The organism is Comamonas thiooxydans (assembly GCF_002157685.2).
GTDB lineage: Bacteria > Pseudomonadota > Gammaproteobacteria > Burkholderiales > Burkholderiaceae_C > Comamonas > Comamonas testosteroni_H.
On the sequence record NZ_AP026738.1, the window covers coordinates 4029373 to 4056235 of the forward strand.

General features: G+C 61.7%; 23 protein-coding genes. 3 read left to right on the top strand and 20 right to left on the bottom strand.

Going from position 1 to position 26863, the window contains the following annotated elements; genetic code table 11:
* Positions 1-33 precede the first annotated feature (33 nt).
* The 6 genes from phoB to pstS form a co-directional block, all read right to left on the bottom strand.
* Positions 34-729: a phosphate regulon transcriptional regulator PhoB gene (phoB, locus tag CTR2_RS18710; protein ID WP_003053455.1), complete on the bottom strand. Its 696-nt coding sequence runs from the start codon at positions 727-729 to the stop codon at positions 34-36.
* Positions 730-747: 18 nt separating this feature from the next.
* The gene (phoU, locus tag CTR2_RS18715; protein WP_003067322.1) at positions 748-1449 is read right to left on the bottom strand and encodes a phosphate signaling complex protein PhoU; all 702 of its coding nucleotides are present in this window, start codon (positions 1447-1449) and stop codon (positions 748-750) included.
* Positions 1450-1459: 10 nt separating this feature from the next.
* On the bottom strand, positions 1460-2236 hold the full coding sequence (gene pstB, locus CTR2_RS18720; RefSeq protein ID WP_003080251.1) for a phosphate ABC transporter ATP-binding protein PstB: 777 nt from the start codon (positions 2234-2236) through the stop codon (positions 1460-1462).
* Between the two features lie 17 nt (positions 2237-2253).
* A complete protein-coding gene (gene pstA / locus CTR2_RS18725; RefSeq protein WP_087081942.1) occupies positions 2254-3144 on the bottom strand; it encodes a phosphate ABC transporter permease PstA in 891 nt (296 codons plus the stop codon).
* Positions 3141-4079 carry a phosphate ABC transporter permease PstC gene (gene pstC, locus CTR2_RS18730; RefSeq protein WP_087081941.1) on the bottom strand — a complete coding sequence of 313 codons (939 nt, stop codon included), beginning with the start codon at positions 4077-4079 and terminating at the stop codon, positions 3141-3143. The genes pstA and pstC overlap by 4 nt, the downstream gene beginning before the upstream one ends.
* Before the next feature lie 173 nt (positions 4080-4252).
* Positions 4253-5284, bottom strand: a complete 1032-nt coding sequence (gene pstS, locus CTR2_RS18735; protein WP_087081939.1) for a phosphate ABC transporter substrate-binding protein PstS — start codon at positions 5282-5284, stop codon at positions 4253-4255.
* 440 nt (positions 5285-5724) lie between these two features.
* On the opposite strand from pstS, the gene CTR2_RS18740 reads away from it, so the two are divergent.
* Positions 5725-7206: a Ppx/GppA phosphatase family protein gene (locus CTR2_RS18740; protein WP_087084516.1), complete on the top strand. Its 1482-nt coding sequence runs from the start codon at positions 5725-5727 to the stop codon at positions 7204-7206.
* A gap of 172 nt (positions 7207-7378) precedes the next feature.
* Here CTR2_RS18740 and ppk1 read toward each other — a convergent pair whose 3' ends face one another.
* The 5 genes from ppk1 to CTR2_RS18765 form a co-directional block, all read right to left on the bottom strand.
* On the bottom strand, positions 7379-9445 hold the full coding sequence (gene ppk1, locus CTR2_RS18745) for a polyphosphate kinase 1 (RefSeq protein ID WP_087084515.1): 2067 nt from the start codon (positions 9443-9445) through the stop codon (positions 7379-7381).
* Positions 9446-9898: 453 nt separating this feature from the next.
* Positions 9899-11233 (bottom strand): phosphoglucosamine mutase, encoded by a 1335-nt coding sequence (glmM, locus tag CTR2_RS18750; RefSeq protein WP_087081937.1) that lies wholly within the window; start codon positions 11231-11233, stop codon positions 9899-9901.
* Positions 11234-11255: 22 nt separating this feature from the next.
* Positions 11256-12104 (bottom strand): dihydropteroate synthase, encoded by an 849-nt coding sequence (gene folP, locus CTR2_RS18755; RefSeq protein ID WP_087081935.1) that lies wholly within the window; start codon positions 12102-12104, stop codon positions 11256-11258.
* 71 nt (positions 12105-12175) lie between these two features.
* Positions 12176-14098, bottom strand: a complete 1923-nt coding sequence (gene ftsH / locus CTR2_RS18760; protein WP_087081933.1) for an ATP-dependent zinc metalloprotease FtsH — start codon at positions 14096-14098, stop codon at positions 12176-12178.
* Between the two features lie 246 nt (positions 14099-14344).
* Positions 14345-15007, bottom strand: a complete 663-nt coding sequence (locus tag CTR2_RS18765) for an RlmE family RNA methyltransferase (RefSeq protein ID WP_003053442.1) — start codon at positions 15005-15007, stop codon at positions 14345-14347.
* A 32-nt stretch (positions 15008-15039) separates the two neighbouring features.
* Here CTR2_RS18765 and CTR2_RS18770 point away from each other — a divergent pair, with 32 nt between their 5' ends.
* Both CTR2_RS18770 and CTR2_RS18775 read left to right on the top strand, forming a co-directional pair.
* Positions 15040-15510 (top strand): YhbY family RNA-binding protein, encoded by a 471-nt coding sequence (locus tag CTR2_RS18770; RefSeq protein ID WP_003067342.1) that lies wholly within the window; start codon positions 15040-15042, stop codon positions 15508-15510.
* Between the two features lie 62 nt (positions 15511-15572).
* The gene (locus CTR2_RS18775; protein WP_176391617.1) at positions 15573-16331 is read left to right on the top strand and encodes a glycosyltransferase; all 759 of its coding nucleotides are present in this window, start codon (positions 15573-15575) and stop codon (positions 16329-16331) included.
* A gap of 84 nt (positions 16332-16415) precedes the next feature.
* On the opposite strand, the gene CTR2_RS18780 is transcribed toward CTR2_RS18775, so the two are convergent.
* The 9 genes from CTR2_RS18780 to lpxA form a co-directional block, all read right to left on the bottom strand.
* Complete coding sequence (locus CTR2_RS18780) at positions 16416-17300, bottom strand: Kdo hydroxylase KdoO (RefSeq protein WP_087081929.1); 885 nt, start codon at positions 17298-17300, stop codon at positions 16416-16418.
* A gap of 46 nt (positions 17301-17346) precedes the next feature.
* Positions 17347-17766, bottom strand: coding sequence for a DUF4149 domain-containing protein (locus tag CTR2_RS18785; protein WP_087084514.1), 420 nt, complete (start codon positions 17764-17766; stop codon positions 17347-17349).
* Between the two features lie 149 nt (positions 17767-17915).
* A complete protein-coding gene (gene greA, locus CTR2_RS18790) occupies positions 17916-18392 on the bottom strand; it encodes a transcription elongation factor GreA (protein WP_003053437.1) in 477 nt (158 codons plus the stop codon).
* Positions 18393-18612: 220 nt separating this feature from the next.
* Positions 18613-21864, bottom strand: a complete 3252-nt coding sequence (gene carB, locus CTR2_RS18795) for a carbamoyl-phosphate synthase large subunit (RefSeq protein WP_087081927.1) — start codon at positions 21862-21864, stop codon at positions 18613-18615.
* Positions 21857-23029 carry a glutamine-hydrolyzing carbamoyl-phosphate synthase small subunit gene (carA, locus tag CTR2_RS18800; protein ID WP_087081925.1) on the bottom strand — a complete coding sequence of 391 codons (1173 nt, stop codon included), beginning with the start codon at positions 23027-23029 and terminating at the stop codon, positions 21857-21859. The genes carB and carA overlap by 8 nt, the downstream gene beginning before the upstream one ends.
* Before the next feature lie 172 nt (positions 23030-23201).
* Positions 23202-23993, bottom strand: a complete 792-nt coding sequence (locus CTR2_RS18805; protein ID WP_087081923.1) for a TrmH family RNA methyltransferase — start codon at positions 23991-23993, stop codon at positions 23202-23204.
* Positions 23994-24121: 128 nt separating this feature from the next.
* The gene (rnhB, locus tag CTR2_RS18810; protein ID WP_087081921.1) at positions 24122-24853 is read right to left on the bottom strand and encodes a ribonuclease HII; all 732 of its coding nucleotides are present in this window, start codon (positions 24851-24853) and stop codon (positions 24122-24124) included.
* Complete coding sequence (gene lpxB, locus CTR2_RS18815; RefSeq protein ID WP_087081919.1) at positions 24816-26012, bottom strand: lipid-A-disaccharide synthase; 1197 nt, start codon at positions 26010-26012, stop codon at positions 24816-24818. Before lpxB ends, rnhB begins: the two co-directional genes overlap by 38 nt.
* Positions 26013-26062: 50 nt before the next feature.
* Positions 26063-26851 (bottom strand): acyl-ACP--UDP-N-acetylglucosamine O-acyltransferase, encoded by a 789-nt coding sequence (gene lpxA / locus CTR2_RS18820; protein ID WP_176391616.1) that lies wholly within the window; start codon positions 26849-26851, stop codon positions 26063-26065.
* Positions 26852-26863: the final 12 nt, after the last annotated feature.

A 26863-nucleotide genomic window follows, 5' to 3' on the forward strand; every position in this document is an offset into this window, starting at 1 on the left:
CCAGGCCGGGCCGAGGTTCGGGGGGAAGTGCTGTCAGGCCATGGCCTGGGCGCTGAAACGGTAGCCCGCACCGCGCACGGTCTCAATCAGAACACCCGCCACACCCAGCGATTCTCGCAAGCGCTTGACGTGCACGTCCACGGTGCGCTCTTCAATGAAGACATGATCGCCCCAGACCTTGTCGAGCAACTGCGCACGGCTGTGCACGCGCTCGGGGTGCTTCATCAGATAGTTGAGCAGCTTGAACTCGGTGGGACCGATCTTGAGCAGATCGCCCTGCCAGCTCACGCGGTGGGCTGCGGCATCCAGCACCAGCTCGCCAATGCTGACCTTGTCCTGGACCTGCTCAGGCGCACGGCGGCGCAGCACGGCACGAATGCGGGCCAGCAGCTCCTGTGTGGAGAAAGGCTTGGTGATGTAGTCATCAGCTCCGGCATCCAGGCCCGCCACCTTGTCGGGCTCGTCGCCACGCGCGGTCAGCATGAGAATGGGCACGGCCTTGGTGCGGCTGTCGGCGCGCCATTTGCGGGCCAGTGACAGGCCGCTGGCTCCGGGCAGCATCCAGTCGAGCAAAATCACGTCGGGCAGCACGGCATCAAGCTCGCGCTGCGCCGAAACACCGTCTTCCGCCCAGACGGGCTGGAAGCCGTTATGCCTCAAATTGACCGCGATCAACTCTGCAATCGCAGGTTCGTCCTCCACGATGAGGACCATGGGCATCTTCTTCATCCCTGAGTAGCCTCCGTCTTACAACACCGCAGATTCGATTTCAGCCATGGTCTGATGGCGCACATCCTTGCCCTCGACCAGGTAGATGATCAGCTCGGCCACGTTCTTGGAGTGGTCGCCGATACGCTCGATGGCCTTGGCCAGGAACAGCAGGTCCAGGCTGGCGGAGATGGTGCGCGGATCTTCCATCATGTAGGTGATGAGCTTGCGCACAAAGCCGTCGAACTCTTCGTCGATCAGATCGTCTTCACGCAAGATGGCAACCGCCGCCTTGGTGTCCAGGCGGGCAAAGGCATCCAGGGTCTTGCGCAGCAGCTCGGAAGCCATCTGTGCCGCCATGCGCAACTCGCCGCTGGGCAGCGAACGGGCAGCGCCGCTTTCGATGATGGACTTGACCATGCGGGCCATCTTGCAGGCTTCGTCGCCCATGCGCTCCAGGTTGGCCGTGGCCTTGGAGAAGGCGATCAGCAGGCGCAGGTCGCGGGCCGTGGGCTGGCGGCGTGCAATGATGGACGACAGCTCATGGTCGATCTCGACCTCCATGGCGTTGACGCGCTGCTCGGTGCTGATGACCTGCTCAACCGCCTCGGTGCTGAAGCTGGTCAGTGCATAGACGGCATTGCTGATCTGCGACTCGACCAGACCGCCCAGCTCCATGACGCGGGCAGAGACACGATTGAGTTCGGAGTCGAACTGCGTGGACAAATGTTTTTCTGTCATTTTTAAGTCCTTAGCCGAAGCGGCCTGTGATGTAGTCTTCCGTTTCCTTGCGCTGGGGCTTGAAGAACATTTTTTCGGTGTCGCCAAACTCCACCAGATCCCCCAGATACATATAGGCCGTGTAGTCGCTGCAACGGGCGGCCTGCTGCATGTTGTGTGTCACGATGACCACGGTGTAGTCGTTCTTCAGCTCCGCAATCAGCTCTTCGATCTTGGCCGTGGAGATGGGGTCCAGCGCCGAGCAGGGCTCATCCAGCAGCAGCACTTCGGGCTTGATGGCAATGCCGCGCGCGATGCACAGACGCTGCTGCTGCCCGCCCGACAGGCCCGAGCCGCTTTGCTGCAGCTTGTCCTTGACTTCGTTCCACAGCGCCGCCTTGCGCAGTGCCCACTCCACGCGGTCGTCCATGTCCGAGGCGTTGAGATTCTCGAACAGCTTCACGCCGAAAGCGATGTTGTCATAGATGGACATGGGAAACGGCGTGGGCTTCTGGAACACCATGCCGACCTTGGCACGAATCAGGGCCACATCCTGCTTGCTGGTCAGCAGGTTGTCGCCGTCCAGCATGATCTGACCTTCGGCGCGCTGCTCGGGATAGAGCTCGAACATGCGGTTGAAGGTGCGCAGCAGCGTGGACTTGCCGCAGCCCGAGGGGCCGATGAAGGCCGTGACCTTCTTCTCGGGAATATCAAGATTGATGTTCTTCAGCGCGTGAAACTTGCCGTAGTAGAAGTTCAGGTCGCGCACGGCCAGCTTGATGTTGGCGGGAGCAGTGGTTGCAGTCATGATCTTGAACTTTCGAATTATTTCTGGCGGGTGATGAAACGCGCCAGGATATTCAGACCCAGCACAGCCACAGTGATGAGGAAGACACCGGCCCAGGCCAGTTGCTGCCAGTTCTCATACGGGCTCATGGCAAATTTGAAGATGGTGACCGGCAAGCTGGCCATGGGCTTGCTCATGTCCGCATTCCAGAACTGGTTGTTCAGCGCCGTGAACAGCAGTGGAGCGGTCTCGCCAGCAATGCGGGCCACTGCCAGCAGCACGCCGGTGATCACGCCGGCGCGGGCTGCGCGCAAGGTCACCATGATGATGACCTTCCACTTGGGCGTACCCAGCGCATAAGCTGCTTCACGCAGGCTGGCCGGAACCAGCACCAGCATGTTTTCCGTGGTGCGGATGACCACGGGAATCACGATCAGCGCCAGCGCGATCACGCCGGCCATGCCGGAGAAGCTCTTGAAGCGCACCACCACCACGGTATAGACAAACAGACCGATGACGATGGAAGGTGCCGACAGCAGAATGTCGTTGACGAAGCGCGTGGTGGAAGCCAGCCAGCTCTTCTTGTCGTACTCGGCCAGATAGACGCCGGCCATCACGCCGATCGGAGTGCCGACAAAAGTGGCCAGCGTCACGATCATCAGCGAGCCCCAGATGGCGTTGGCAATGCCGCCCTCTTCGTTGGGAGGAGGCGTCATCTGCGTAAACAGGGCGAAGTTCAGACCGCCCACGCCCTGGCGAATGGTTTCCCAGAGAATCCAGACCAGCCAGAAGACACCGAACAGCATGGCGGCCATGGACAGGGTCAGCGCAAGCTGATTGAGGCGCTTGCGCCTGTCGTACTTGGCCTGACGCACCGCAGCCAGGTCGGCCGCATCGAGCATCTTGGCGGAGGTAGAGGTCGGGCTCATGAGCGTGCTCCTTCGTTCTTCTGCAGGCGGTTGAGCAGCACCTTGGACAGGGCCAGCACCACGAAGGTGATGAAGAACAGCACCAGACCCAGATAGATCAGCGACGCCTGATGCAGGCCTTCGCCGGCTTCGGCGAACTCATTGGCCAGGGCAGAGGTGATGCTGTTCGCAGCCTCGAACACGGACAGGGAATTGAGCTGGTTCATATTGCCGATCACAAAGGTCACGGCCATGGTCTCGCCCAGCGCACGACCCAGGCCCAGCATGACGCCGCCCAGCACGCCGGTCTTGGTATAGGGCAGCACCACTTTCCAGACCACTTCCCAGGTTGTGGAGCCCAGGCCGTAGGCCGACTCCTTGAGCAGCGCCGGTGTGACCTCGAACACATCGCGCATCACCGAGGCGATGAAGGGGATGATCATGATGGCCAGAATGATGCCGGCCGACAGAATGCCGATACCGACGGGAGGGCCGGAGACAAAAGCGCCCAGATAGGGCACGCCGCTCAGCAAGTTCTGCAGAGGCTGTTGCACGTAGGTGGCCAGCACGGGGCCGAACACCATCAGGCCCCACATGCCGTAAACAATGGAGGGAACTGCGGCCAGTAACTCGATGGCCGTGCCCAGAGGGCGCTTGAGCCAGGCGGGCGAGAGTTCCGTCAGAAACAGGGCAATGCCGAAGCTAACGGGCACGGCAATGAGGAGCGCGATGGCCGAAGTGGCCAGCGTGCCGTAAATCATGACCAGGCCGCCGTACTGATTCTGGACGGGGTCCCAGACACTGCTGGTCAGAAAGCCCAGACCATATTCGGAGATGGCGGGCCAGGCACCGATGATCAGCGAACCCATGATGGCCACCAGCAGCACCAGCGTCAGAATCGCTGCACTGCGTGCCAGGCCACCAAACAAACGATCCGCCATACGTCCCGAGATCATCGGAGCACGTGGCGGAGAAGGAGAGCGTCGCTTGGCGGCATCGGTGGAGGCTGCAGCCAGCGAACTGGAGGGCGACGTAGTGGACACGTGAGCGCCTTTATTCGCAAAGGGTTGAAACAAGCAGCGAACATACCGTCCGGCACGGCAGCCCGCTGCTCACTGTTGACACGAAATTACTTGGAAACAACCTTACCCGAAGTGTCCTTGATGTCGTTCCAGGACTTGTAGATCACGTTCTTGACGGACTCGGGCATGGGCACGTAGTCCAGATCGGCGGCAGTCTTGTCACCTTGCTTGTAGGCCCACTCGAAGAACTTCAGCGAAGTGGCGGCCTGGGCGGGCTTGTCCTGAGTCTTGTGCATCAGGATGAAGGTGGCCGAGGTGATGGGCCAGGCGCTCTTGCCAGGCTGGTTGGTCAGGATCTGGTAGAAGCTCTTGGCCCAGTCGGCGCCGGCAGCGGCAGCCTTGAAGGTATCGTCGTCAGGAGAGACAAAAGCGCCTTCCTTGTTCTGCAGCTGTGTGAAGGTCAGCTTGTTCTGCTTCACATAGGCGTACTCGACGTAGCCGATGGAGTTGGGCAGACGGCCCACAAAGGCGGCAACGCCTTCGTTACCCTTGCCGCCGGCACCGGTGGGCCAGTTCACGGCCGTGCCTTCGCCGACCTTGTCCTTCCACTCGGTGTTGACCTTGGAGAGGTAGTTGGTGAAGCCGAAGGTGGTGCCGGAGCCGTCAGCGCGGCGCACGGGAGCGATGGCAGCATCAGGCAGCGCCACGCCGGGGTTCAGAGCGACAACGGCGGGATCGTTCCACTTGGTGATCTTGCCCAGGTAGATGTCGCCCAACACCTGGCCCGACAGCTTCAGCTGGCCGGGAGCCACGCCCTTGATGTTGACCACGGGAACAATGCCGCCGATCACGGTGGGGAACTGCAGCAGGCCCTTCTTCTTCAGCTCTTCATCGGTCAGGGGAGCGTCCGAGGCGCCGAAGTCCACGGTCTTGGCATCGATCTGCTTGACACCGGCGCTGGAGCCCACGGACTGGTAGTTAATCTTGACGCCGGTTGCCTTGTTATAGTCGGCAGCCCACTTGGAATACAGAGGAGCCGGGAAGCTCGCACCAGCACCTGTAGCTTCCTGGCTGGCGTTGGCAATACCCGCCGCAGACAGAGCACCAGCCACCAGAACGTGAATCAAGGACAACTTCATGAAACGACCTCTTAGGGTTGAAAGATTCGATGGAGTGAACTTTAAAAACCTTTTATGACAAGGTCGTGACATGAAAATTTCAAGGCGCAACCGAGTGAAAGACCTCCAAAGCAGTCATGCGAGTGTCATATTTCATTCGCAAACTGCTGAGCCTTAACCCGCAGACCCGACCCGACTTGACCTGAGTAACAGCTTGTCGCAAGGCTGGAGTCTGATCGCCAGCAATGTATGACATAGTCTGTCACACAGCATGACCACACTCCAGCGGCCCAACCCGGCAAATACCTGACTTGGCAGAGGTTGAACCCAGCGCCCCACAAGCTCGATGACGGCCCGTATTGCATATTCCACTGCCCAGTGCATGTGTCGCCAGTTCCACCACACTCATGCTCTGCCCGCGCCCCAACCCGCATAACAACAACGCATTGATTGGCTCAGAAATGGCTCCTGAATCGCTTCTTGCCGCCGTAGACCTTGGTTCCAATAGTTTTCGCCTTGAAATAGGCCGTATCGGCTCGCATCAACGCATCGAGCGTGTGGAATACCTCAAGGAAACCGTGCGCCAGGGCAATGGCCTGAACTCGCGCCAGGAACTCTCCCGCGAAGCCATGGAGCGTGGCTGGGAATGCCTGGCTCGCTTTGGCGAGCGCCTCAGGGGCTTTGATGCCTCGCATGTCCGCGCTGTAGCCACCCAGACTCTGCGCGAGGCACTGAATGCCGACGAATTCGTGACGCGTGGAAGCCAGTTGCTGGGCTTTCCCATCGAAGTCATTGCCGGCGAGGAGGAAGCTCGGCTGATCTATCGCGGCGTGGCCAGTTCGCTGCCGCCCAGCCAGCAAAAGCGCCTGGTCATCGACATTGGCGGACGCTCCACCGAAATCATCATCGGCCAGCACAGCCAGCCTCTGCAAGTGGCATCGTTCGCACTGGGCAGCGTCTCCTGGAGCAGCCGTTTCTTCAGCGACGGTGCACTGAACAAGGCCAACTTCCAGGCCGCCGTTGCCGCCGCCAAGCAATGCCTGACCCAGGCCCAGTTCGCCTACCCGGGCACGGCCTGGGACTGCGCCTATGCCTCCTCCGGCACGGCCAACGCCGTGGCGGACGCTCTCACGGCCCAGGGCCTGGACGGGCAGGTGATCACGCCTGCCAAGCTGCGCTACCTTTACGAGCTGCTGCTGGACATCGGTCATGTGGAGCGCCTGCGCATGCCGGGCCTCAAGGAAGATCGCCGCCCGGTGGTCGCAGGCGGTATCAGCGTGATGATGGCCGTGGTCGACCTGCTGGGCATTACCGAGCTGGAAGTCGCACAGGGCGCACTGCGCCAGGGAGCTTTGCACGACCTGCTCGACCATGAGCCCCCTGCCGACAAGGAAGCCGCGGAAGTCGGCGCGCTGCAACTGGACTTCGGCGTGGACGTACCCCATGCCCAGCGCGTGCAGCGCATTGCCACCCAGCTATGCCAGCAAATCCTGCCCGCAGAAACCGCACCGCTGAGCACTCAGGCCCTGGCCATTGCCGCGCAACTGCATGAGATCGGCATGCGCGTGGCCCTGAGCGACTATCACCGTCACGGCGCCTACATTGTCGAGCATTGCGGCCTGGCCACCTGGGAGCCCGAGCTGCGCCAGCGCATCTGCCAACTGGTGCTGGGTCACCAGGGCAAGCTGCGCAAGCTGGAGGACGCCATCGGCGAGCCCCAGCTGGCCCTGCCGCTGATGGCGCTGCGCATCGCCGTGCAGCTGTGCCACACCCGCCGCGAGCCGGACATGAAAGGCATGCAGATCAAGCGCTCGGGTTCGGAATGCAGGCTCTCAACCCCTTCGGGCTGGATGCTGACCTATCCGCAATCCGCACGCCTGCTGGAAGAGGAAGCCATGGCCTGGAGCAAGACGCCCTGGAGCCTCAAACTGCAGCTGCGTTGATGCGACCGGCCATGCAGCCGCATGGCAAAGACAAAGGGACTGCGAGGCAGTCCCTTTTTTGCATTCAGCCTTCAAAAAGAGAGCTGCACGCGCCTGTCAGATAACGATTTCAGTATGAAAAGCATCTGAAATCCTTGGAAAACAAGCGCAATCAGCTCCTTTTTTTGATAACTCAGAGGCTCTTGCCGCCGTAGCGCACCATCAGCGCCTGCTGGGCCCCCTTGCCCTCCAGGGGACGCTCGGGCTTCTGGTAAGCGCCCGAAGCATCCAGCGTCCAGGCATCGCGGTCATCGCCCAGATAGGCCACCAGGCACTCGTCAATCACGCGCTGGCGCAGCTTCTTGTCCAGCACCGGCCAGGCCAGCTCCACACGGCTGAGCATATTGCGATTCATCCAGTCGGCGCTGGACAGCAGCAGCTCTTCCTCCTGGCCCCAGGCAAAGTAGAAAACGCGCGAATGCTCCAGGAAACGGCCGATGATGGAGCGCACGCGAATATTGTCCGTCACGCCCGGGCGCTGGGCCGGCAGCATGCAGGAGCCGCGCACGATGAGATCGATCTGCGCGCCCTTGCGACCGGCCTCGACCAGAGCGCGGATCAGCGGCTCGTCAGTCAGTGCGTTCATCTTGAGCACCATGCGCGCCTTCTCGCCCCGCGCCGCTGCGGCGGCCACCAGGCCGATCAGCTCCAGCATGCGGTTTTGCAGATGGAAGGGCGCCATGACCAGCTTTTGCAGCCTGGGCATGGTGTTGTGGCTGGAGAGGTGGCGGAACACCGCATCCATATCGGCCGTGATCTCGTCATTGCAGGTCAGCTGGCTGATGTCGGTGTACAGACGCGCGCTGCGGGCGTTGTAGTTGCCCGTGGACAGATGGGCATAGCGCTTGAGCTGGTTGTTGCGCTTTTCGCGCCGCGTGATCAGCAGCATCTTGGCGTGGGTCTTGAGGCCGACCACGCCGTACACCACCTGCACGCCCAGCGACTCCAGCTTTTCCGCCCAGTTGATGTTGGCCTCTTCGTCAAAGCGCGCCTTGAGCTCCAGCACGGCCAGCACTTCCTTGCCGCGGCTCACGGCCTCGGCCAGCAGGCTCATGATCTCGGAGTCGGTACCCGTGCGGTAGATGGTCTGTTTGATGGCCAGGACCTGCGGGTCGTTGACGGCCTCGCGCAGCAACTCCAGCACGCCATCGAAGCTCTCGAAGGGCTGATGGATGATGATGTCGCTCTTGCGCATCTGCGCCAGGATGGAGCGGCCGGGCACGAGCTGCGTGGGCCAGGCCGGCTTCCACTTGGGAAACAGCAAGGCCGGGTCGTCGACCAGATCGATCAGCTGCATCTGGCGCACCAGATTCACCGGCCCCTTGACGCGGAACAGCGCCTCGGCCGGCAGGCCGTATTGCTCCAGCAACAGGTCAGAGAGCACCACAGAGCAGGACGAGGACACCTCCAGACGCACGGCCTGGCCGTAGTGACGGTGGTGCAGGCCCTGGCGCAGGGCCATGCGCAGGTCAACCACATCGTCTTCATCCACGGCCAGATCGGAGTGGCGGGTGACACGGAACTGCGAGAACTCCGACACTTCGCGCCCCGGGAACAGCTCGGCCAGATGGGCACGCACCACGCTGGAGATGCTGACAAACAGCTTTTGCTTGCCCGAGATCTTCTCGGGCAGACGGATCAGGCGCGGCAAGGCACGCGGCACCTTGACGATGGCCACTTCATTGGCCCTCCCGAAGGCATCCACACCATTGAGGCGCACGATGAAATTCAGGGCCTTGTTGGCGACCTGCGGGAAGGGATGCGACGGATCCAGTCCCACCGGCATCAGCAGGGGCTGCACCTCGCGCATAAAGTAGTCGCGCACCCATTTACGCTGCGCCACGCTGCGCTCGCCGTGAGAAACCAGGCGAATCGCATGCTTGTCGAACGCGGGAATGATGGACTGGTTATAGAGCTGGTACTGCTTGGCCACCAAGCCGTGGGCCGTGGTCATCAGTCGCTCGAAGCTGGCGCGCGAGTACGTCCCCTGTTCATCACCCACCTTGGCGGCCGAGACATGAGGTGCACAGCGCACCTCGAACCACTCGTCGAGATTGGAAGACACGATGCACAGATAGCGCAGGCGCTCGAGCAGCGGCACATCCTCGCGCTCGGCCCAGTTCAGCACGCGCTCATTGAAGACCAGAATGCTTTGATCGCGGTCCAGCAGCTCCAGGGTCGGCTCGATCACAGGCGGCATGGCTACCTCGTTCTTGGACGCCGCTCGGCGTCGGCGCGGCGCTTTGGCAGGGGCCGGTGTCGCAACGGCACCGGGCACACCATGGTGCCCGGCCGCCCGGGCTTGCGCAACTGCAGCCGGTTCGCTCGCGGAGCTGACGGCCGCCGTCGTGACGGAAGGCACAAGCGAGATATGCGCCAGACCCAGGGATGCAGGTCCCGCCTCATGCGCCTGACTATCGGTCTGCGAGGTCACTGGGGAAACTGCAGCCGGATCCTGCCCTGAAGATGAAGTGATGGAAGCGGAAAAGAAAGAATCGGAACCAGGTACGGATTGGGACATGTGGCTGCAGCCTGCGAAAGCTTGAAGCGCCCCTGAGGGCATGTCCGCAGTCTGCCCATGGTTTATGACAATTAGATGACCAAAAGATGACTGTCATCGTTGTTCATGACAGTCATCAGGGTTTGCGCAGCTTCAGCTGGCCCTGACCACCTCGGCCAGACGCTCGGCACAGTTGCTGGCCATGTCCGCACTCCTGGCCTCGACCATGACTCGCACCAGGGGCTCGGTACCGCTGGGACGGATCAGCACACGGCCGTCACTGCCCAGCAGCTTTTCGACCGCTGCCTGCTCACCAGGCAGCTTGGCGTTGCTCTTCCAGTCCTGTCCCGGCTGCAAGCGCACATTGATCATGACCTGGGGGAACAGCTTCACGGACTCCAGCCACTGGGCAATGGTCTTCTTCGAGCGCACGCAGGCCTGCAGCACCTGCAGTGCGCTGACCAGGCCGTCACCGGTCGTGTGCTTGTCCAGCGCCAGCAGGTGGCCCGAGCTTTCGCCGCCCAGCTGCCAGCCCTTGGCATTGAGCGCTTCCAGAACATAGCGGTCTCCCACCTTGGCACGGACAAAACCCACGCCCTGCGCCTTGAGCGCCTGCTCCACCGCCATATTGGTCATCAGGGTTCCCGCCACGCCGCTGACTACGTCGCCGCGCGCCAGACGATCGGCCGCCATGAGATAGAGCAGCTCGTCGCCGTTGTAGAGACGGCCTTGCGCATCGACCAGCTGCAGACGGTCGGCATCGCCGTCCAGCGCCACGCCATAGTCGGCATTGTTGGCACGCACTGCCCTCACCAATGCTTCGGGATGGGTCGCACCAACGCCCTCATTGATGTTCAGGCCGTCCGGGGAGCAGCCGATTTCCACCACATTGGCACCCAGCTCGTGAAAGACCTTGGGAGCAATCTGATAGGCCGCGCCATGGGCCGCATCCACGACGATCTTCAGGCCGCGCAACGACAGGCTGTGATCGAAGGTGCTCTTGCAAAATTCGATATAACGGCCTGCGGCATCGGCCAGACGCCGTGCCTTGCCCAAAGAGGCTGAATCCACCCAGACGGGATCTTCCTTGAGAGCGGCTTCCACATCCTCTTCCCAGGAATCAGGCAGCTTGGTGCCCTCGGCACTGAAGAACTTGATGCCGTTGTCATAAAACGGGTTGTGACTGGCACTGATCACCACCCCCAGACTGGCGCGCTGGGCGCGTGTCAGATAGGCCACGCCCGGTGTCGGCAAGGGGCCAAGCAACATGACATCGACACCGGCAGAGTTGAAGCCCGACTCGAGCGCGCTCTCCAGCATGTAGCCAGAGATGCGGGTGTCCTTGCCGATCAGCACCAGAGGACGCTCTTGCGTGCGGCGCAACACGCGCCCCACGCCATGCGCCAGGCGCAGGGCAAAATCAGGCGTGATGGGCGACTTGCCCACCGTTCCGCGAATCCCGTCGGTGCCGAAATACTGTCGTGCCATATTCTCGTTGTCCTTTTTAGATTCAATACTCTGTCGCCTGCGCATCACGCATGGCCTGCCAGACTGCCAGCGCAGCCACCGTATCCTTCACATCGTGGACACGCACAATTCTGGCCCCACGCTCGACCGCCAGCAATGCCGCGGCCACACTGGGCACCATGCGCTGATCCACAGGCAGGCCGGTCACCTGCCCCAGGGAGCCCTTGCGCGACCAGCCCGCCAGCAGGGGGAAGTCTAGGCCCAGCAGCTCACGCTGATGTGCAAGCAAGGCAAAATTTTGTACCACGCTCTTGCCGAAGCCAATACCGTAATCCCAGGCGATGCGCGAGCGCGCGACGCCTGCATCGAGCAAGGGCTGCGTCGCCTGCAGCAGAAAGTCCCGCACTTGAACCACGGCATCGCCCTGCATATGCTCCATGTGCATGTCTTGCGGGGTCTTGTGCATATGCATCAGGCACACGCCACAGCTGTCGTGCCGGCTCACCACCTCGAAGGCGGCGGGCTGGCGCAGCGCCCAGATGTCATTGATGATGTCGGCCCCGAGATCCAGGGCTGCCGCCATGACTTCGGGCTTGTAGGTATCGATGGAGATGGGCACATCGAGCTTGACGGCTTCGCGCAGCACGGGCAGAACACGCGCCAGCTCATCCTCCAGGCTGACCGCAGGTGAGCCCGGCCTGGTGGACTCGCCGCCTATATCCAGAATATGCGCGCCCTGCGCCAGCAGCAGCTCTGCATGGGCCATGGCCAGGGATACCCCGGCATGCTTGCCGCCGTCGGAAAAGGAATCCGGGGTCACATTCACGATGCCCATGACCTGGGGCTTGTCGAGCTGCAAGAGAAAACGCGAGGTTTGCCACTGTTGCGACATAGATCTTCCGATATCTGAGAATGCAAAAACAAAAGGCCCCTGAGGGACCTTTTGTTGCGGAGACTTGGCACTCAAGCCGTAGTCGGTGAAGGCTCAGCATTCGATGCGGGATTGCCTCCAGAGGAGTTGCCGCCATCCGACGAGGGCGGATTGCGAGGCGTCCAGTCCTTGGGAGGACGAGGCTCCTTGCCTGCCATGATGTCGTTGAGCTGTTCGGCGTCGATCGTCTCCCAGTCCAGCATGGCCTTGGCCATGGCGTGCATCTTGTCGCTGTTGTCTTCGATCAGCTTGCGCGCCAGCGCATATTGCTCGTCGATGATGCGACGCACTTCGTCGTCCACCTTCTGCATGGTGGACTCGGACAGATTGGAGCCTCGGCTGAAGGTACGGCCCAGGAAAGGCTCGCCTTCCTGCTCGGAGTAGACCATGGTGCCCAGGGCATCGCTCATGCCGTAGCGCGTCACCATGTCGCGGGCGATCTGGGTCGCGCGCTCGAAGTCGTTCGAGGCACCAGTCGTCATCTGGTTCATGAACACTTCTTCGGCGATACGTCCGCCAAACAGCATGGCAATCTGGTTGAGCATGTACTCCTTGTCATAGGAGTAGCGGTCCTTCTCGGGCAGGCTCATGGTCACGCCCAGTGCGCGACCGCGTGGGATGATGGTGACCTTGTGCACGGGATCGCACTTGGGCAGCAGCTTGCCGATGAGGGCATGGCCAGCTTCATGATAGGCCGTATTGCGGCGCTCTTCCTCGGGCATGACCATGGTCTTGCGCTCGGGGCCCATGATGATCTTGTCCTTGGCCTTCTCGAAGTCCTGCATCTCCACGGTGCGCGCATTGCGGCGTGCCGCCATCAGCGCAGCTTCGTTGCAGAGATTGGCCAGGTCGGCACCCGACATGCCGGGCGTGCCACGCGCGATGATGGCGGGGTTCACGTCCTGGCCCACGGGAATCTTGCGCATGTGCACGTTCAGGATCTGCTCGCGGCCGCGGATATCGGGCAGCGTCACATAGACCTGACGGTCGAAGCGACCGGGGCGCAGCAAGGCGGCGTCGAGAATGTCGGGGCGATTGGTTGCCGCCACCACGATCACACCGAGGTTGGTCTCGAAACCGTCCATCTCGACCAGCATCTGATTCAGAGTCTGCTCGCGCTCGTCGTTGCCGCCGCCCATGCCGGCGCCGCGCTGGCGGCCGACGGCGTCGATTTCGTCGATGAAGATGATGCAAGGCGCATTCTTCTTGGCGTTCTCGAACATGTCGCGCACGCGGGCCGCGCCCACGCCGACGAACATTTCAACGAAATCGGAACCCGAGATCGAGAAAAAAGGCACCTTGGCTTCGCCCGCGATGGACTTGGCCAGCAGCGTCTTGCCGGTACCGGGAGGGCCGACCAGCAGCAGACCGCGGGGAATGCGACCGCCGAGCTTCTGGAACTTGTTGGGGTCCTTGAGGAAGTCCACAACTTCCTTGACTTCTTCCTTGGCCTCATCGGCACCAGCCACATCGGCAAAGGTGACGGTATTGCTGTTCTCGTCGAGCATGCGCGCCTTGGACTTGCCGAAGCTGAAGGCGCCGCCCTTGCCGCCACCCTGCATCTGGCGCATGAAGTACACCCATACGCCGATCAACAGCAGCATGGGACCCCAGCTCACGAGCAGCGTCATGAGCAGCGAGCCTTCTTCACGCGGCTTGACATCGAACTTGACGTTGTTGTTGATCAGGTCGCCCACCAGACCGCGATCGAGGTAGGTGGCCGTGGTGCGGATCTTGCGATCATCGGTGGTGGTGGCTACGACCTCGGTACCGCCGCCACCTTCCTGAATGGTGGCGCTCTTGATACGGTTGTTGCGCACTTGCTCCAGGAATTCCGAGTAGCCAACATGAGAGGCACCGCCAGCACCTCGGGTGTCAAACTGTTTGAACACCGTAAACAGCACCATGGCGATGACCAGCCAGACGGCGACTTTTGAAAACCACTGATTGTTCAAGCGGGGCTCCAATGGAATATTCAGACGTAAAGGCCCGGAGGGGACTCCAGACCTAGTTGAGGTTCATTTTAGGTGTTTCAAGCGCCAAAGACGCCTATTTCCCCCTATAGCGGCCATAGGCAAGGTATGGCCCTGCAGGCAATCGGCCCTAAGCCTGTGTTTTATCAAGGCTTTGCGCTATCAGTTTCACTGGTTTGCTGCAGCAAACCATGAGGTCAAATGCCCCTATGCAAGCCGGCAACTCCGTCAAGAGCCCTGCTTGAGACCCATTCCCACGAGAAAAATCTCGGCAGACCGGTCACGCGAAGCCTTGGGCTTGATGGGCTTGACCACCTTGAAGGTCTGCTTGAAAAGATCCACCAGCTCGTTATAGCCGCTGCCGTGGAAAAGCTTGACCACCAGTGCCCCCTCGGGCTTCATGTTGTTGATCGCAAAATCGACGGCCATCTCGATGAGCACCGCAACCCGCGCCCCGTCCGTGGCTCCATGGCCCGACAGATTGGGCGCCATATCCGAGACCACCACGTCGGCCTTGCCACCGCCCATGGCCTCTTCAAGCTGCGCCAGCACCGCCTCTTCACGAAAGTCGCCCTGGATGTAATGCACGCCCTCGATAGGCTCCATGGGCAGCAGGTCCAGCGAGATGATGCGGCCGTTGAGTTCGCCCACGGCCGCACCGCTGGGCGAGAGACGACGGCGCACATACTGACTCCAGGCACCGGGCGCGCACCCCAGGTCCACCACGGTGTGACCGGGCTGAATCAGCTTGAGCGACTCGTCAATTTCCTTGAGCTTGTAGGCCGCGCGCGCACGATAGCCGTCCTTTTGGGCAGCTTTCACATACGGGTCATTGATGTGATCGTGCAGCCAATTCTTATTGACCTTCTTGCTTTTGGTTTTCGTTTTCATGCCTGAATTCTCGCAGCCTTGATAATACGGGTATGCCCCAAATTGAATTAACTCCCGCGCAGCGCCGGGAACACCGCGCCGAAGCCCACCATCTGGACCCCGTCGTCCTCATCGGTGGCGATGGTCTGACCACTGCCGTTCAAAAGGAAGTGGACGCCGCACTCAATGCCCATGGTCTGATCAAGGTCCGCGTTTTCGGCGACGACCGTGCAGCCCGCGAGCAGATCTATCAACAACTCTGCGACGAGCTGAACGCGGCTCCCATCCAGCACATCGGCAAGCTGCTGGTGCTGTGGCGCCCTATTCCCGAAAAGGAAAAGGCCTTTGACGAAGACCGCATGCCCGGTCCTCGCGACGTCAAGGTGCTCAAGTTCGGCCGCGCCGGCCAGAAGCCCGAAGTCAAGCAGCTGCGCGTGCTCGGCAACCAGCGCCTGACCGCCGGCGGCACCATCAAGCGCGCCAAGCCCAAGCAGAAGTCGGTCAAGAAAGGCCGTCAGGACTGATCTGCCGATCCGCCCTGTCTGCCCGCCCAACCGCCTTTTTTCTTCGCCCAGACCACCAAGCCATGGCTCAGATCACACAGCAGCAACGCCACATTCTTTGCATGAAATGGGGCACCAAATACGGCCCGGAGTACGTCAACCGACTCTATGCCATGGTGCGCCGCCATCTCAGCGGAGATTTTCGCTTTGTCTGCCTGACCGACAGCACAGAGGGGATTCGCTCCGAAGTGGAGTGCTTTTCCATCCCCGACCTGAACATTCACCTGGCGCCCGGCCAGCGTGACGGCGCCTGGAAGAAGCTCACCACCTTCGAGCGCGACCTGCATGGCCTCAAGGGTCAGGCGCTGTTCCTGGACCTGGACGTGGTGATTGTGGGCAGCCTTGACGAGTTCTTCACGCTGCCCGGTGACTTCCGCATCATTCACGACTATCCGCGTTTCTGGCGCTTTGGCGAACGCATTGTCGGCAACTCTTCGGTCTACCGCTTCAAGCTGGGCGCCCATGCCGATGTGCTGGAGCATTTCCGTGCGCACACCGAAGAGATGCGCGGCAAGTACCGCAACGAGCAGGAGTATCTGTCGCACTTTCTGCACAAGCAGGGCAAGCTCGACTACTGGCCTGCAGCCTGGTGCCCCAGCTTCAAGTACTACTGCATTCCGGCCTGGCCCAGCAACTACTGGAAGGAGCCGGTACCGCCGGCCGATGCGCGCATCGTGATCTTCCACGGCGAAGTGAACCCGCCCGATGCCCTGGAAGGCCGCCGCAACAAGCGCTTTCGCCATATCGAGCCCGCCAGGTGGATCGAGAAGGCCTGGGGCTGAGAGACGGCTGCAGTTGCAGCCTCAAAAACAAAAGGCGTTGACCGCGAGGTTCAACGCCTTTTTTGTGCTCGCCTGACCGATGGATCAGCGATATTTGGCATCGACCAGCGGATGCCCCTTCATGCGCGAGAGAATCGACAGCGGGCTGGCCGCGGGATTGTATTCACTGCCTGGTGGCAGAAACAAGGTCTGCTCCAGCATGTACTGCCCCGACATGACGGCATGCACTGCCTGATCGGAGAAACACACCCAGGAGGAACCTGCCGCGAAAGGCACGGTTTCCTGGGGAGCATTTTTCTGATAGTCAGGATCGCCCTTCATGCCGTCATGCAGCTGCAGCATCAGATGGTCGTATTCGCTGCGATAGGACTTGGTCACATGCAGCAGCTCCAGCGCCTTGGCCTGCCAGGCGCTGTAGGGCTTGGCACGCGGCACAAAACGCTTGGCCACATCGGTGAACGGCTCGCCCACTCGCCAGACCCGGGGCTGGCCATCCGGGTTGACATTGGTGAAGACGCGCAGAATGCGCTCGCCATAGTTGGGCCGCGAAGGAAAGGCATCCACATGCATGCGCTTGTCGTCGGCACGCCAGGACTGCGCCCGCGTTTCCACCTGCGAAGGGCGGTAGCTGGTGGGTGCCATGCGTACCACCGGCATATAGGCCGGGAACAGGCCTGCGATCAGCGCCGTGGCCTGCTCGCGAAAGCGTCCGATCATGGCCGCCACCTGCGCCTGCATGGCCTCGTCGCCCGCCACGCCCTTGATCGAGCCATCCACATTGAGGCTGATATTGCGCGTCTTGGGATCGCGCACATCGGGGCGCAACAGCGCTTTTTCCTGCTCGGTCAGCTGAAAGCTCAGCTGGGGAAAGTACAGCACCTTGCCGGCCTCGACGGCAGCAGTCCATTCATCGCGCCCCTGGACATTGCTCCATTCGGTCGCGTCGATTTTTACGATTTGAGATTCCATGGCTTCGGCAGTGTACTCCCCGCAGACGAACCGGGCTTGCACTGGATCAAGCCGGCTTGCGAGCACCCGCCACACGCCACAGCACGATGGCGGCGCACAGCCACTGCAGCGCATACATGCCGATGCCAACGCTGTGCCAGAGCCTGAGGTTCTCGCGCGCCACGATCTTCGGCGATACGCCATACTGCACCAGCAGGGCCAGCAGCATGCCTGTGATAACAAAACCGATAGCTGCTTGCGCCCATTGCTCAAGCTTTTCAGCATGTTTCCGCTTTGAAAACACCAGCAAAAGAGCGCAACACGCTATCGATATCCAGGTCTGCGCCGCAAACAGCTTGGCTGCCATGAAGCCCGCCAGAGCCGGCGTGGGCAGATGGGCAAACAGCATGGGTACGGCCACAAAGCCGATGGCCGACAGGCTGCCCCACCACAGAGCCGCAAAGAAAACAGGCAAGCGTTCAAACATCATGGTGAAATTTCAGCATGGCAGAGCGCAAACCAGAGATGCCGAGCAAGAGCCGCCTCGCGGCGGGGCCGCCCAGGCAAGGGCATCGCCCCCTCCCACAGCGCGAAGCACGTAGAGAGAGGGGAAGGCGCGCAGCGCCTCAGGGGTGATTAGATGTACTTTACGCCTACGATCTCGTAGCGACGCTCGCCGCCCGGTGCCTGCACCACGGCGGTATCGCCCTCTTCCTTGCCGATCAGGGCGCGGGCAATCGGGCTGGACACATTGATCAGGCCGTGCTTGAGATCGGCCTCGTCCTCACCCACGATCTGGTAGGTCACGGCCGAGCCGCTGTCTTCATCTTCCAGGTCCACGGTCGCACCGAACACCACGCGGCCGCCTGCATCCAGCTCGGTAGGATCGATCACCTGCGCGGCAGACAGCTTGCCTTCGACCTCGATGATGCGACCTTCGATGAAGCCCTGCTGCTCCTTCGCGGATTCGTATTCGGCGTTTTCGCTCAGGTCACCCTGGGCACGGGCCTCTGCAATGGCTTGAATGACCGCGGGACGATCCACAGTCTTCAGGCGTTGCAGTTCCACCTTGAGCTTTTCTGCTCCGCGCTTGGTGATTGGGATGGTGGCCATGATCGAGTCTCCAAATTCAGCAAACGCCGCGCCCAGCGCGGCACCTCTCGCACAGGCCTGAGTGACAACGTCAAACAGGGGCCTGTGCCCCAAAAGCAAACCGCCGCACGTTGCCGCGCGGCGGTTCAAATACATTACCGCAGATTATGCCGTGTTTGCTGCGGCACAAGTGCGGTAAAAACCCGGCAGCCCTTGCGGGCTGCATCGGGCGTCAGGCTTTTCAGGCCTTGGTCAGCATGGCATGCAGCTCTTGCACCGAGTGCACGTCCAGATTGCCGCGCATGGCCTTCATGCCTTCCACGGCGGCTTCCGCGCCGAAGATGGTGGTGAAGGTGGTCACACGTGCCAGCAGTGCGCTGGTACGGATCTGGCGCGAGTCGGCGATGGCGTTGCGGCGCTCTTCCACGGTGTTGATGACCAGGGCGATTTCGCCGTTCTTGATCATGTCCACGATGTGAGGGCGGCCTTCAGTCACCTTGTTGACCGCTTGCACTTCCAGGCCAGCTTCCGCAATCGCTGCAGCCGTACCGCGTGTAGCGCACAGGCTGTAGCCCATGGCAACCAGCTCCTTGGCCACGGCCACGGCACGGGTCTTGTCGTTGTTCTTCACCGACAGGAAGACCTTGCCCTCGGCAGGCAGGTGCACGCCAGCGCCCATCTGACTCTTCACAAAGGCTTCGCCAAAGGTCTTGCCCACGCCCATGACTTCACCGGTGGACTTCATCTCGGGGCCGAGGATGGTGTCCACACCAGGGAACTTCACGAACGGAAACACAGCTTCCTTGACGCTGAAGTAAGGCGGTGTGACTTCCTTGGTGATGCCCTGCTCGGCCAGCGTATCGCCGGCCATGCAGCGTGCAGCCACCTTGGCCAGTTGCACGCCAGTGGCCTTGGAGACGAAGGGCACGGTGCGCGAGGCACGGGGGTTCACTTCCAGCACGTAGATCACGTCCTGGCCGTCCGCTTCCTTGATGGCGAACTGCACGTTCATCAGGCCCACCACATGCAGGCCTTCGGCCATGGCTGCGGTCTGGCGCTTGATCTCAGCGACGGTTTCGGCCTTCAGGTAGTAAGGGGGCAGCGAGCAGGCGGAGTCACCGGAGTGAACGCCGGCTTGCTCGATGTGCTCCATCACGCCACCGATGTACACGGCACCGGTCTTGTCGCGCACGCAGTCCACGTCGCACTCGATGGCGTTGGACAGGAAGTGATCCAGCAGCACGGGAGAGTCGTTGGAGACCTTCACGGCTTCGCGCATGTAGCGCTCGAGGTCGCGCTGCTCGTGCACGATTTCCATGGCACGGCCGCCCAGCACATAGGAAGGACGCACCACCAGGGGGTAACCCAGGCCGGCAGCCTTTTCCAGGGCTTCGGCTTCGGTACGCGCAGTGGCGTTGGGAGGCTGGCGCAGACCCAGTTCGTTGAGCAGCTTCTGGAAGCGTTCGCGGTCCTCGGCGGCGTCGATCATGTCGGGCGTGGTGCCGATGATCTTCACGCCTTCGCGCTCCAGGCCCAGGGCCAGCTTCAGAGGCGTCTGGCCGCCGTACTGCACGATCACGCCTTCAGGCTGCTCCACGTCCACGATTTCCAGCACGTCTTCCAGCGTCAGGGGCTCGAAGTACAGGCGATCGGAAGTGTCGTAGTCGGTGGACACGGTCTCGGGGTTGCAGTTAACCATGATGGTTTCGTATCCATCTTCGCGCATGGCCATGGCGGCGTGCACGCAGCAATAGTCAAACTCGATGCCCTGGCCGATACGGTTCGGGCCACCGCCCAGCACCATGATCTTCTTCTTGTCCGTGGGAGCTGCTTCGCACTCTTCGTCATACGTGGAGTACATGTATGCGGTGTTGGAAGCGAACTCGGCCGCGCAGGTGTCCACGCGCTTGAACACGGGGCGCACTTTCAGCGCCTTGCGCGCTTCGCGCACGGCCTTGTCGCTGGTGTGCAGCAGCTTGGCCAGGCGGCGATCGGAGAAGCCCTTTTGCTTGAGGGCGCGCAGGGTCTGGGCATCCAGAGCCGCCAGAGCACCCTCGCCCTTTTCTTCGTACAGCTTGTCCAGGTCGAGTTCGATCTTGACGATCTCTTCGATCTGCACCAGGAACCACTTGTCGATCTTGGTGATGTTGTGCACTTCGTCCAGCGACCAGCCGGCAGCGAAAGCGTCGCCCACGTACCAGATGCGGTCGGGACCGGGCTCGCCCAGTTCCTTTTCCAGGATTTCGCGGTCCTGGGTCTTTTCGTTCATGCCGTCCACGCCCACTTCCAGGCCGCGCAAGGCCTTCTGGAAGGACTCCTGGAAGGTACGGCCGATGGCCATCACTTCGCCCACGGACTTCATCTGTGTGGTCAGGCGGTTGTCGGCAGCGGGGAACTTCTCGAAGGCGAAACGCGGGATCTTGGTGACCACGTAGTCGATCGAGGGCTCGAACGAAGCGGGGGTCTTGCCGCCGGTGATTTCGTTCTTGAGCTCATCCAGCGTGAAGCCCACGGCCAGCTTGGCAGCGATCTTGGCGATGGGGAAACCCGTGGCCTTGGAGGCCAGTGCCGAGGAACGCGAGACGCGGGGGTTCATCTCGATGACGATCATGCGACCGTCCTTGGGATTCACCGAGAACTGCACGTTGGAGCCGCCCGTGTCCACACCGATTTCGCGCAGAACGGCCAGAGATGCGTTACGCATGATCTGGTATTCCTTGTCGGTCAGTGTCTGGGCCGGCGCCACGGTGATGGAGTCACCGGTGTGCACGCCCATGGGGTCCAGGTTTTCGATGGAGCAGACGATGATGCAGTTGTCGGCGGTGTCGCGCACCACTTCCATCTCGTACTCTTTCCAGCCCAGCAGGGATTCTTCGATCAGCAGCTCGTTGGTGGGCGAAGCCTCCAGACCGCGCTTGCAGATGGTTTCGAATTCCTCGGGGTTGTAGGCAATGCCGCCGCCGGTGCCGCCCAGCGTGAAGCTGGGGCGGATGACGGTGGGGAAGCCCATCTGCTTTTGCACGGCCCAGGCTTCGTCCATGGAGTGGGCGATGCCGGAGCGCGCGGAGCCCAGACCGATCTTGGTCATGGCGTCCTTGAACTTCAGACGGTCTTCGGCCTTGTCGATGGCTTCGGGCTTGGCACCGATCAGCTCGACCTTGTACTTGTCCAGCACGCCGTTCTTCCACAGGTCCAGCGCGCAGTTCAGCGCGGTCTGGCCGCCCATGGTGGGCAGGATGGCATCGGGACGCTCCTTGGCAATGATCTTCTCGACCGTCTGCCAGGTGATGGGCTCGATGTAGGTGACGTCGGCCGTGGCCGGGTCGGTCATGATCGTGGCGGGGTTGCTGTTGATCAGGATGACCTTGTAACCCTCTTCGCGCAGGGCCTTGCAGGCCTGCACGCCAGAGTAGTCAAACTCGCAGGCCTGACCGATCACGATGGGACCGGCGCCAATGATCAGAATGCTTTTAAGGTCGTTGCGCTTAGGCATTGTTGTGTTTCTCCATCAGCGCTGTGAAGCGGTCAAACAGATAGCCGATATCGTTGGGGCCGGGCGATGCTTCGGGGTGACCCTGGAAGCAGAAGGCAGGCACATCGGTGCGCTCCAGACCTTGCAGCGTGCCGTCGAACAGGCTGATGTGCGTGGCGCGGGCATTGGCGGGCAGCGACTCGATCTCCACCGCAAAACCGTGGTTCTGGCTGGTGATGCTGACGTGACCGGTGTCCAGGTCCTTGACGGGGTGGTTGGCACCGTGATGGCTGTTCTGCATCTTGAAGGTCTTGGCACCGGAGGCCAGAGCCATGATCTGGTGACCCAGGCAGATGCCGAACAGAGGCTTCCTGGCGGCCATGATCTCTTGCACAGCGGCAATGGCGTAGTCGCAAGGCTCTGGGTCGCCAGGGCCGTTGGACAGGAACACGCCATCCGGATTCAGGGCCAGCACATCCTTGGCAGGCGTCTGGGCGGGCACCACGGTCACGTCGCAGCCGCGCTCGGCCAGCATGCGCAGAATGTTCTTCTTCACGCCGAAGTCATAGGCCACGACCTTGAACCTGGGCGCTTCGAGCTTGCCGTAGCCTTCGCCCAGCTTCCACTCGGTCTCGGTCCAGGGATAGGACTTGTCGGTGGTCACGACCTTGGCCAGATCCAGACCCTTCATGCTGGGTGCGGCCTTGGCTGCGGCGATGGCCTCGTCGATCCTGGCCTGGGTGACTTCCTCACCAGCGGCCAGACCCACGATTGCGCCGTTCTGCGCGCCGTGATCACGCAGCAGTCGCGTGAGCTTGCGGGTGTCGATGTTGGCGATGGCGACGGTCTTACCTTCGGTCAGGTACTCGGACAGCGTCTGGGTGCTTCGGAAGTTGCTGGCCAGCAAAGGCAGGTTCTTGATGATGAGACCTGCGGCATGGATCTTGTCAGCTTCGACGTCTTCAGGATTGACACCGTAGTTGCCGATGTGCGGATACGTGAGCGTCACGATCTGCTGGCAATAGCTGGGGTCTGTGAGGATTTCCTGGTAGCCGGTCAGCGAAGTGTTGAAAACGACTTCGCCAACAGTGGTGCCTTGCGCACCAATCGAGTTGCCAATAAAGACCGTGCCGTCTGCGAGCGCCAGAATGGCGGATGGGAAATTTCCCTTGAGAGACAAAAGCACTGGGTTCTCCGGTTTTTTAATTACGGTTACGCCCAACGAAGCCCCGGCGTGTGCGCTGGGACATTTGTGTCTGCAGGGAATGGCGAGGAAGCGTCGCTAGGCGTATGAAGGAATGCTTGAAAGCCGCCCATTATAGGCTCTCTCCGCTTCACCCCTTTGAAGCGCCCCGGGATTACCCTCTACGGCGTAGCATGCTTACGCTGCTCGCATGCAGGCAGATCGCGGCTGCAGCGGCCACATTGAGTGACTCCTCACCTCCGGGCTGCGCAATGCTGATGCGGTGCCGCGCCATCTCCATCAGCGCCTCGCCCACGCCCTGCCCTTCATGGCCCATGGCCCAGGCACAGGGCCATGGCAGATCGGCCTCATGGATCAATGTCCCCTGATGGGAGCTGGTCACTACCAGGGGGACTTGCAGGCCTTGCACCTCATCGACCGAGGCCGCCTCGACCAGATGCAGGCCGAAGTGAGCCCCCATTCCGGCGCGCAGCACCTTCTGACTCCACAGTGCGGCCGTGCCCTTGAGCGCCACGATCTGGGTAAAACCAAAGGCCGCAGCACTGCGCAAGATACTGCCTACATTGCCGGCATCCTGGACGCGGTCCAGCACCACGGTGGCAACGCCCGGCTGCACCTGCACACCCGCATCCCAGTCCATCACATAGCCCATGCGGGCAGGAGATTCCAGACTGCTGATCTCGTCGAACAAGGCATCGGCCAGCACCACGACCTTGCTGGCCGCCAGCACCCACTCTTCGGGCGCCTGAGGCCAGAACGACTGCGCAAACACCGCCACCTTGGGCTTGAGACCGCGCACCAGGGCCGCACGGCAAAGATGATCGCCTTCCAGCCAGACCTGGCCCTGCTTGCGGTAGGCCGTGCTGTCCTGGGACAGGCGGCGCAGTTCTTTGACGAAAGCGTTGTCACGCGAATGAATATCCGTGACCTGGGGGCGTGCAGCCATGTCGACCTCTGAGAAAAAACAAAAACCCGGCATGCAAGCGCCTGACCGAGCTTGAAACAAGAAGATAGAACGCCCGAGGCGGCCCTGCACCGCACTCGGGAATGCAGACAATGTCTATCAGGCGCGCATCAGACGTAGAGCGATGCCTGCGACATCAGCAGGCTGGATGTCACACCCGACAGCCCGGTCTCGCACAGCACAGGCTGCGCCGTGCCGCCTGCACACACCTGGCCGGCCTGCAGCACCTGAGCCACGGGGGCAAAGGAGCGCCTGTGCTCTGCCGTCGCACCATGGGCACGCAAGGCCTGCAGGTGCGCGGCCGTGCCATAGCCCTTGTGGCCAGCAAAGCCATACTGCGGGTACTGGGCATCCAGGCGTTCGCACCAGCGGTCGCGCGTGACCTTGGCCAAAATGGACGCAGCAGAAATGGCCTGCACCAGCGAGTCCCCCTTGACGATGGCCTCGGCCTGCACATCGATCTGCGGCAGCTGGTTGCCATCCACCAGCACCAGCACGGGCTTGAGACGCAAGCCCATCACCGCGCGACGCATGGCCAGCAGCGTTGCCTTGAGGATGTTGATCTCGTCAATCTCCTGCACCGAGGCCTGCGCTATGCAAAAGCACAGCGCTTTGGCACGGATTTCGTCATAGAGCACCTCGCGGCGGTTGGCCGTGAGCTTCTTGGAGTCGTTAAGCCCGGCAATGGGCTTCAGATCGTCCAGGATGACGGCGGCAGCCACCACCGGACCAGCCAGCGGGCCGCGCCCTGCCTCATCCACCCCTGCGACCAGCCCGGGCGGATGCCAGGGCAGGCAGCCTTGCTCAAGCAGCGGGGGTGGCAATGATTTTTTGGATCGCATGGGCAGCCAGTTCGGCGGTATCGCGGCGCAGTTCGTGATGTAGCGCGGTGAAGCGCTCAACCAGCGCTTCAATGGTGGCAGGAGAATCCTGGCTGGCTCTAAGCCAACCCAGTGCGGCCTGGGCCAGCGCCTCGGGTGTTGCCGCATCCTGCAGCAGCTCGGGCACGACAAAATCGCCGCACAGAATATTGGGCAGCCCCACCCAGGGCTGCAGCTGTTTGCGCTTCATCAGGCGCCAGCTCCAGGGATGCATGCTGTAGCTGATGACCATGGGGCGCTTGTAGAGCGCCGCCTCCAGCGTGGCGGTGCCGCTGGCAATCAGCGTGCAGTCGCAGGCTGCCAGCACATCGTGGGACTGGCCCTTGACGATGAGACATTTGCCCTGCATGCCGGCCTCGGCCGCAATGCGCTGCACCTCTTCGTACAGCGAAGGCACGGCAGGCACGACGATGCGGGTCTGGGGCAATGCCTTCTGGACCAGCGCTGCCGCCTTGAAAAAGCCCGAGGCAATGTAGCGCACCTCGGAGCGGCGGCTGCCAGGCAGCAAGGCCAGCACCAGCCCCTCTTCGGCCAGACCCAGGCGCGCACGCGCGGCGGCTCTATCAGGATGCAACGGAATCACCTGCGCCAGCGGATGACCGACGTAGGTGGCTTCGATGCCATGCTGAGCCAGCAGTTCGGGCTCGAACGGGAAGATACACAGCACATGGTCGGCCGCGCGGCGGATTTTCTCCACACGATCGGCACGCCAGGCCCAGATCGACGGGCAGACAAAGTGCACGGTCTTGACTCCGGCTTCACGCAAGCTGGTTTCCAGCCCCAGATTGAAGTCGGGGGCATCCACACCGACGAAGACCGAGGGCGGATGCGCAATCAGGCGCTGACGCAGCCTTTTGCGAATACCGAGCAACTCGGCCACGCGCGCCAGTACTTCCCAGCTGTAACCGTGCACGGCCAGGCGCTCTGACTGCCACCAAGCATCGAAGCCGCGCTCCTGCATTCTGTCGCCGCCTATGCCCATGGAGCTCGCATCGGGCCAGCGCTGACGAAGACCGTCCAGCAACAGCGAAGCCAGCAGATCGCCAGAGGCCTCGCCTGCCACCATGGCAATGCTGGGCGCTACGGAGTCTGCAGCAGCTTGCGCTTGCTTATTGGGCATTTCAGGGCTATTCACGACTCAAATCCAGATGGAGACAGCGCAAGCTGCTATCAACGTGTGATGCCACTGGTTGCCGATGCCAGAAAGGACTGCATGAAGTCCACGTCCTGCACGGCTTCGGGCGTTGCCGACTTGATCGCATCCATGGCCGCGATGGCCTGCTCCAGCGTCAGACCCTGGCGGTACAGCAGCTTGTGCATCTCGCGCACCGCGGCAATGCGTGCATCCGAGAAACCGCGGCGCTTGAGGCCGATCAGATTCACGCTGCGCGCGGCCAGCGGATTGCCGTCCACCGTCATGAAGGGCGGCACATCCTTGTTCACATGGGCCTGAAAGCCCACCATGGCGTGCGCGCCGATGCGCATGCGCTGCAGCACGCCGGTCAGCCCACCGATGGTCACCCAGTCGCCGACATGCACATGGCCTGCCAGCGTGGTGTTGTTCGCCAGCGTGGTCTGGTTGCCGATGATGCAGTCATGCGCGATGTGCACATAGGCCATGATCCAGTTGTCATTGCCGATGGTGGTCTCGCCGCGGTCCTGCGTGGTGCCCGTGTTGAATGTACAGAACTCGCGCACCGTGTTGCGATCACCGATCACCAGACGCGTGGGCTCGCCCGCATACTTCTTGTCCTGGGGCTGCGCACCCAGCGAAGCGAACTGGAAGATGTGGTTGCCTTCACCAATGGTGGTGTTGCCTTCGATCACGCAATGCGCGCCCACCTTGCTGCCGGCGCCAATGCGTACGCTGGGGCCGATGACGGCATACGGCCCCACCGACACCGAGGTGTCAAGCTGAGCCGCAGGGTCCACCACGGCGGTGGGATGAATCAAGCTCACAGCCGCCATCAA

What these genes read in the sequence shown, in the direction of transcription:
- phoB (WP_003053455.1), bottom strand. Translation starts at nt 729, where the DNA reads ATGAAGAAGATGCCCATGGTCCTCATCGTGGAGGACGAACCTGCGATT.
- phoU (WP_003067322.1), bottom strand. Translation starts at nt 1,449, where the DNA reads ATGACAGAAAAACATTTGTCCACGCAGTTCGACTCCGAACTCAATCGT.
- pstB (WP_003080251.1), bottom strand. Translation starts at nt 2,236, where the DNA reads ATGACTGCAACCACTGCTCCCGCCAACATCAAGCTGGCCGTGCGCGAC.
- pstA (WP_087081942.1), bottom strand. Translation starts at nt 3,144, where the DNA reads ATGAGCCCGACCTCTACCTCCGCCAAGATGCTCGATGCGGCCGACCTG.
- pstC (WP_087081941.1), bottom strand. Translation starts at nt 4,079, where the DNA reads ATGATCTCGGGACGTATGGCGGATCGTTTGTTTGGTGGCCTGGCACGC.
- pstS (WP_087081939.1), bottom strand. Translation starts at nt 5,284, where the DNA reads ATGAAGTTGTCCTTGATTCACGTTCTGGTGGCTGGTGCTCTGTCTGCG.
- CTR2_RS18740 (WP_087084516.1), top strand. Translation starts at nt 5,725, where the DNA reads ATGGCTCCTGAATCGCTTCTTGCCGCCGTAGACCTTGGTTCCAATAGT.
- ppk1 (WP_087084515.1), bottom strand. Translation starts at nt 9,445, where the DNA reads ATGCCGCCTGTGATCGAGCCGACCCTGGAGCTGCTGGACCGCGATCAA.
- glmM (WP_087081937.1), bottom strand. Translation starts at nt 11,233, where the DNA reads ATGGCACGACAGTATTTCGGCACCGACGGGATTCGCGGAACGGTGGGC.
- folP (WP_087081935.1), bottom strand. Translation starts at nt 12,104, where the DNA reads ATGTCGCAACAGTGGCAAACCTCGCGTTTTCTCTTGCAGCTCGACAAG.
- CTR2_RS18765 (WP_003053442.1), bottom strand. Translation starts at nt 15,007, where the DNA reads ATGAAAACGAAAACCAAAAGCAAGAAGGTCAATAAGAATTGGCTGCAC.
- CTR2_RS18770 (WP_003067342.1), top strand. Translation starts at nt 15,040, where the DNA reads ATGCCCCAAATTGAATTAACTCCCGCGCAGCGCCGGGAACACCGCGCC.
- CTR2_RS18775 (WP_176391617.1), top strand. Translation starts at nt 15,573, where the DNA reads ATGGCTCAGATCACACAGCAGCAACGCCACATTCTTTGCATGAAATGG.
- CTR2_RS18780 (WP_087081929.1), bottom strand. Translation starts at nt 17,300, where the DNA reads ATGGAATCTCAAATCGTAAAAATCGACGCGACCGAATGGAGCAATGTC.
- CTR2_RS18785 (WP_087084514.1), bottom strand. Translation starts at nt 17,766, where the DNA reads ATGTTTGAACGCTTGCCTGTTTTCTTTGCGGCTCTGTGGTGGGGCAGC.
- greA (WP_003053437.1), bottom strand. Translation starts at nt 18,392, where the DNA reads ATGGCCACCATCCCAATCACCAAGCGCGGAGCAGAAAAGCTCAAGGTG.
- carB (WP_087081927.1), bottom strand. Translation starts at nt 21,864, where the DNA reads ATGCCTAAGCGCAACGACCTTAAAAGCATTCTGATCATTGGCGCCGGT.
- CTR2_RS18805 (WP_087081923.1), bottom strand. Translation starts at nt 23,993, where the DNA reads ATGGCTGCACGCCCCCAGGTCACGGATATTCATTCGCGTGACAACGCT.
- rnhB (WP_087081921.1), bottom strand. Translation starts at nt 24,853, where the DNA reads ATGCGATCCAAAAAATCATTGCCACCCCCGCTGCTTGAGCAAGGCTGC.
- lpxB (WP_087081919.1), bottom strand. Translation starts at nt 26,012, where the DNA reads ATGCCCAATAAGCAAGCGCAAGCTGCTGCAGACTCCGTAGCGCCCAGC.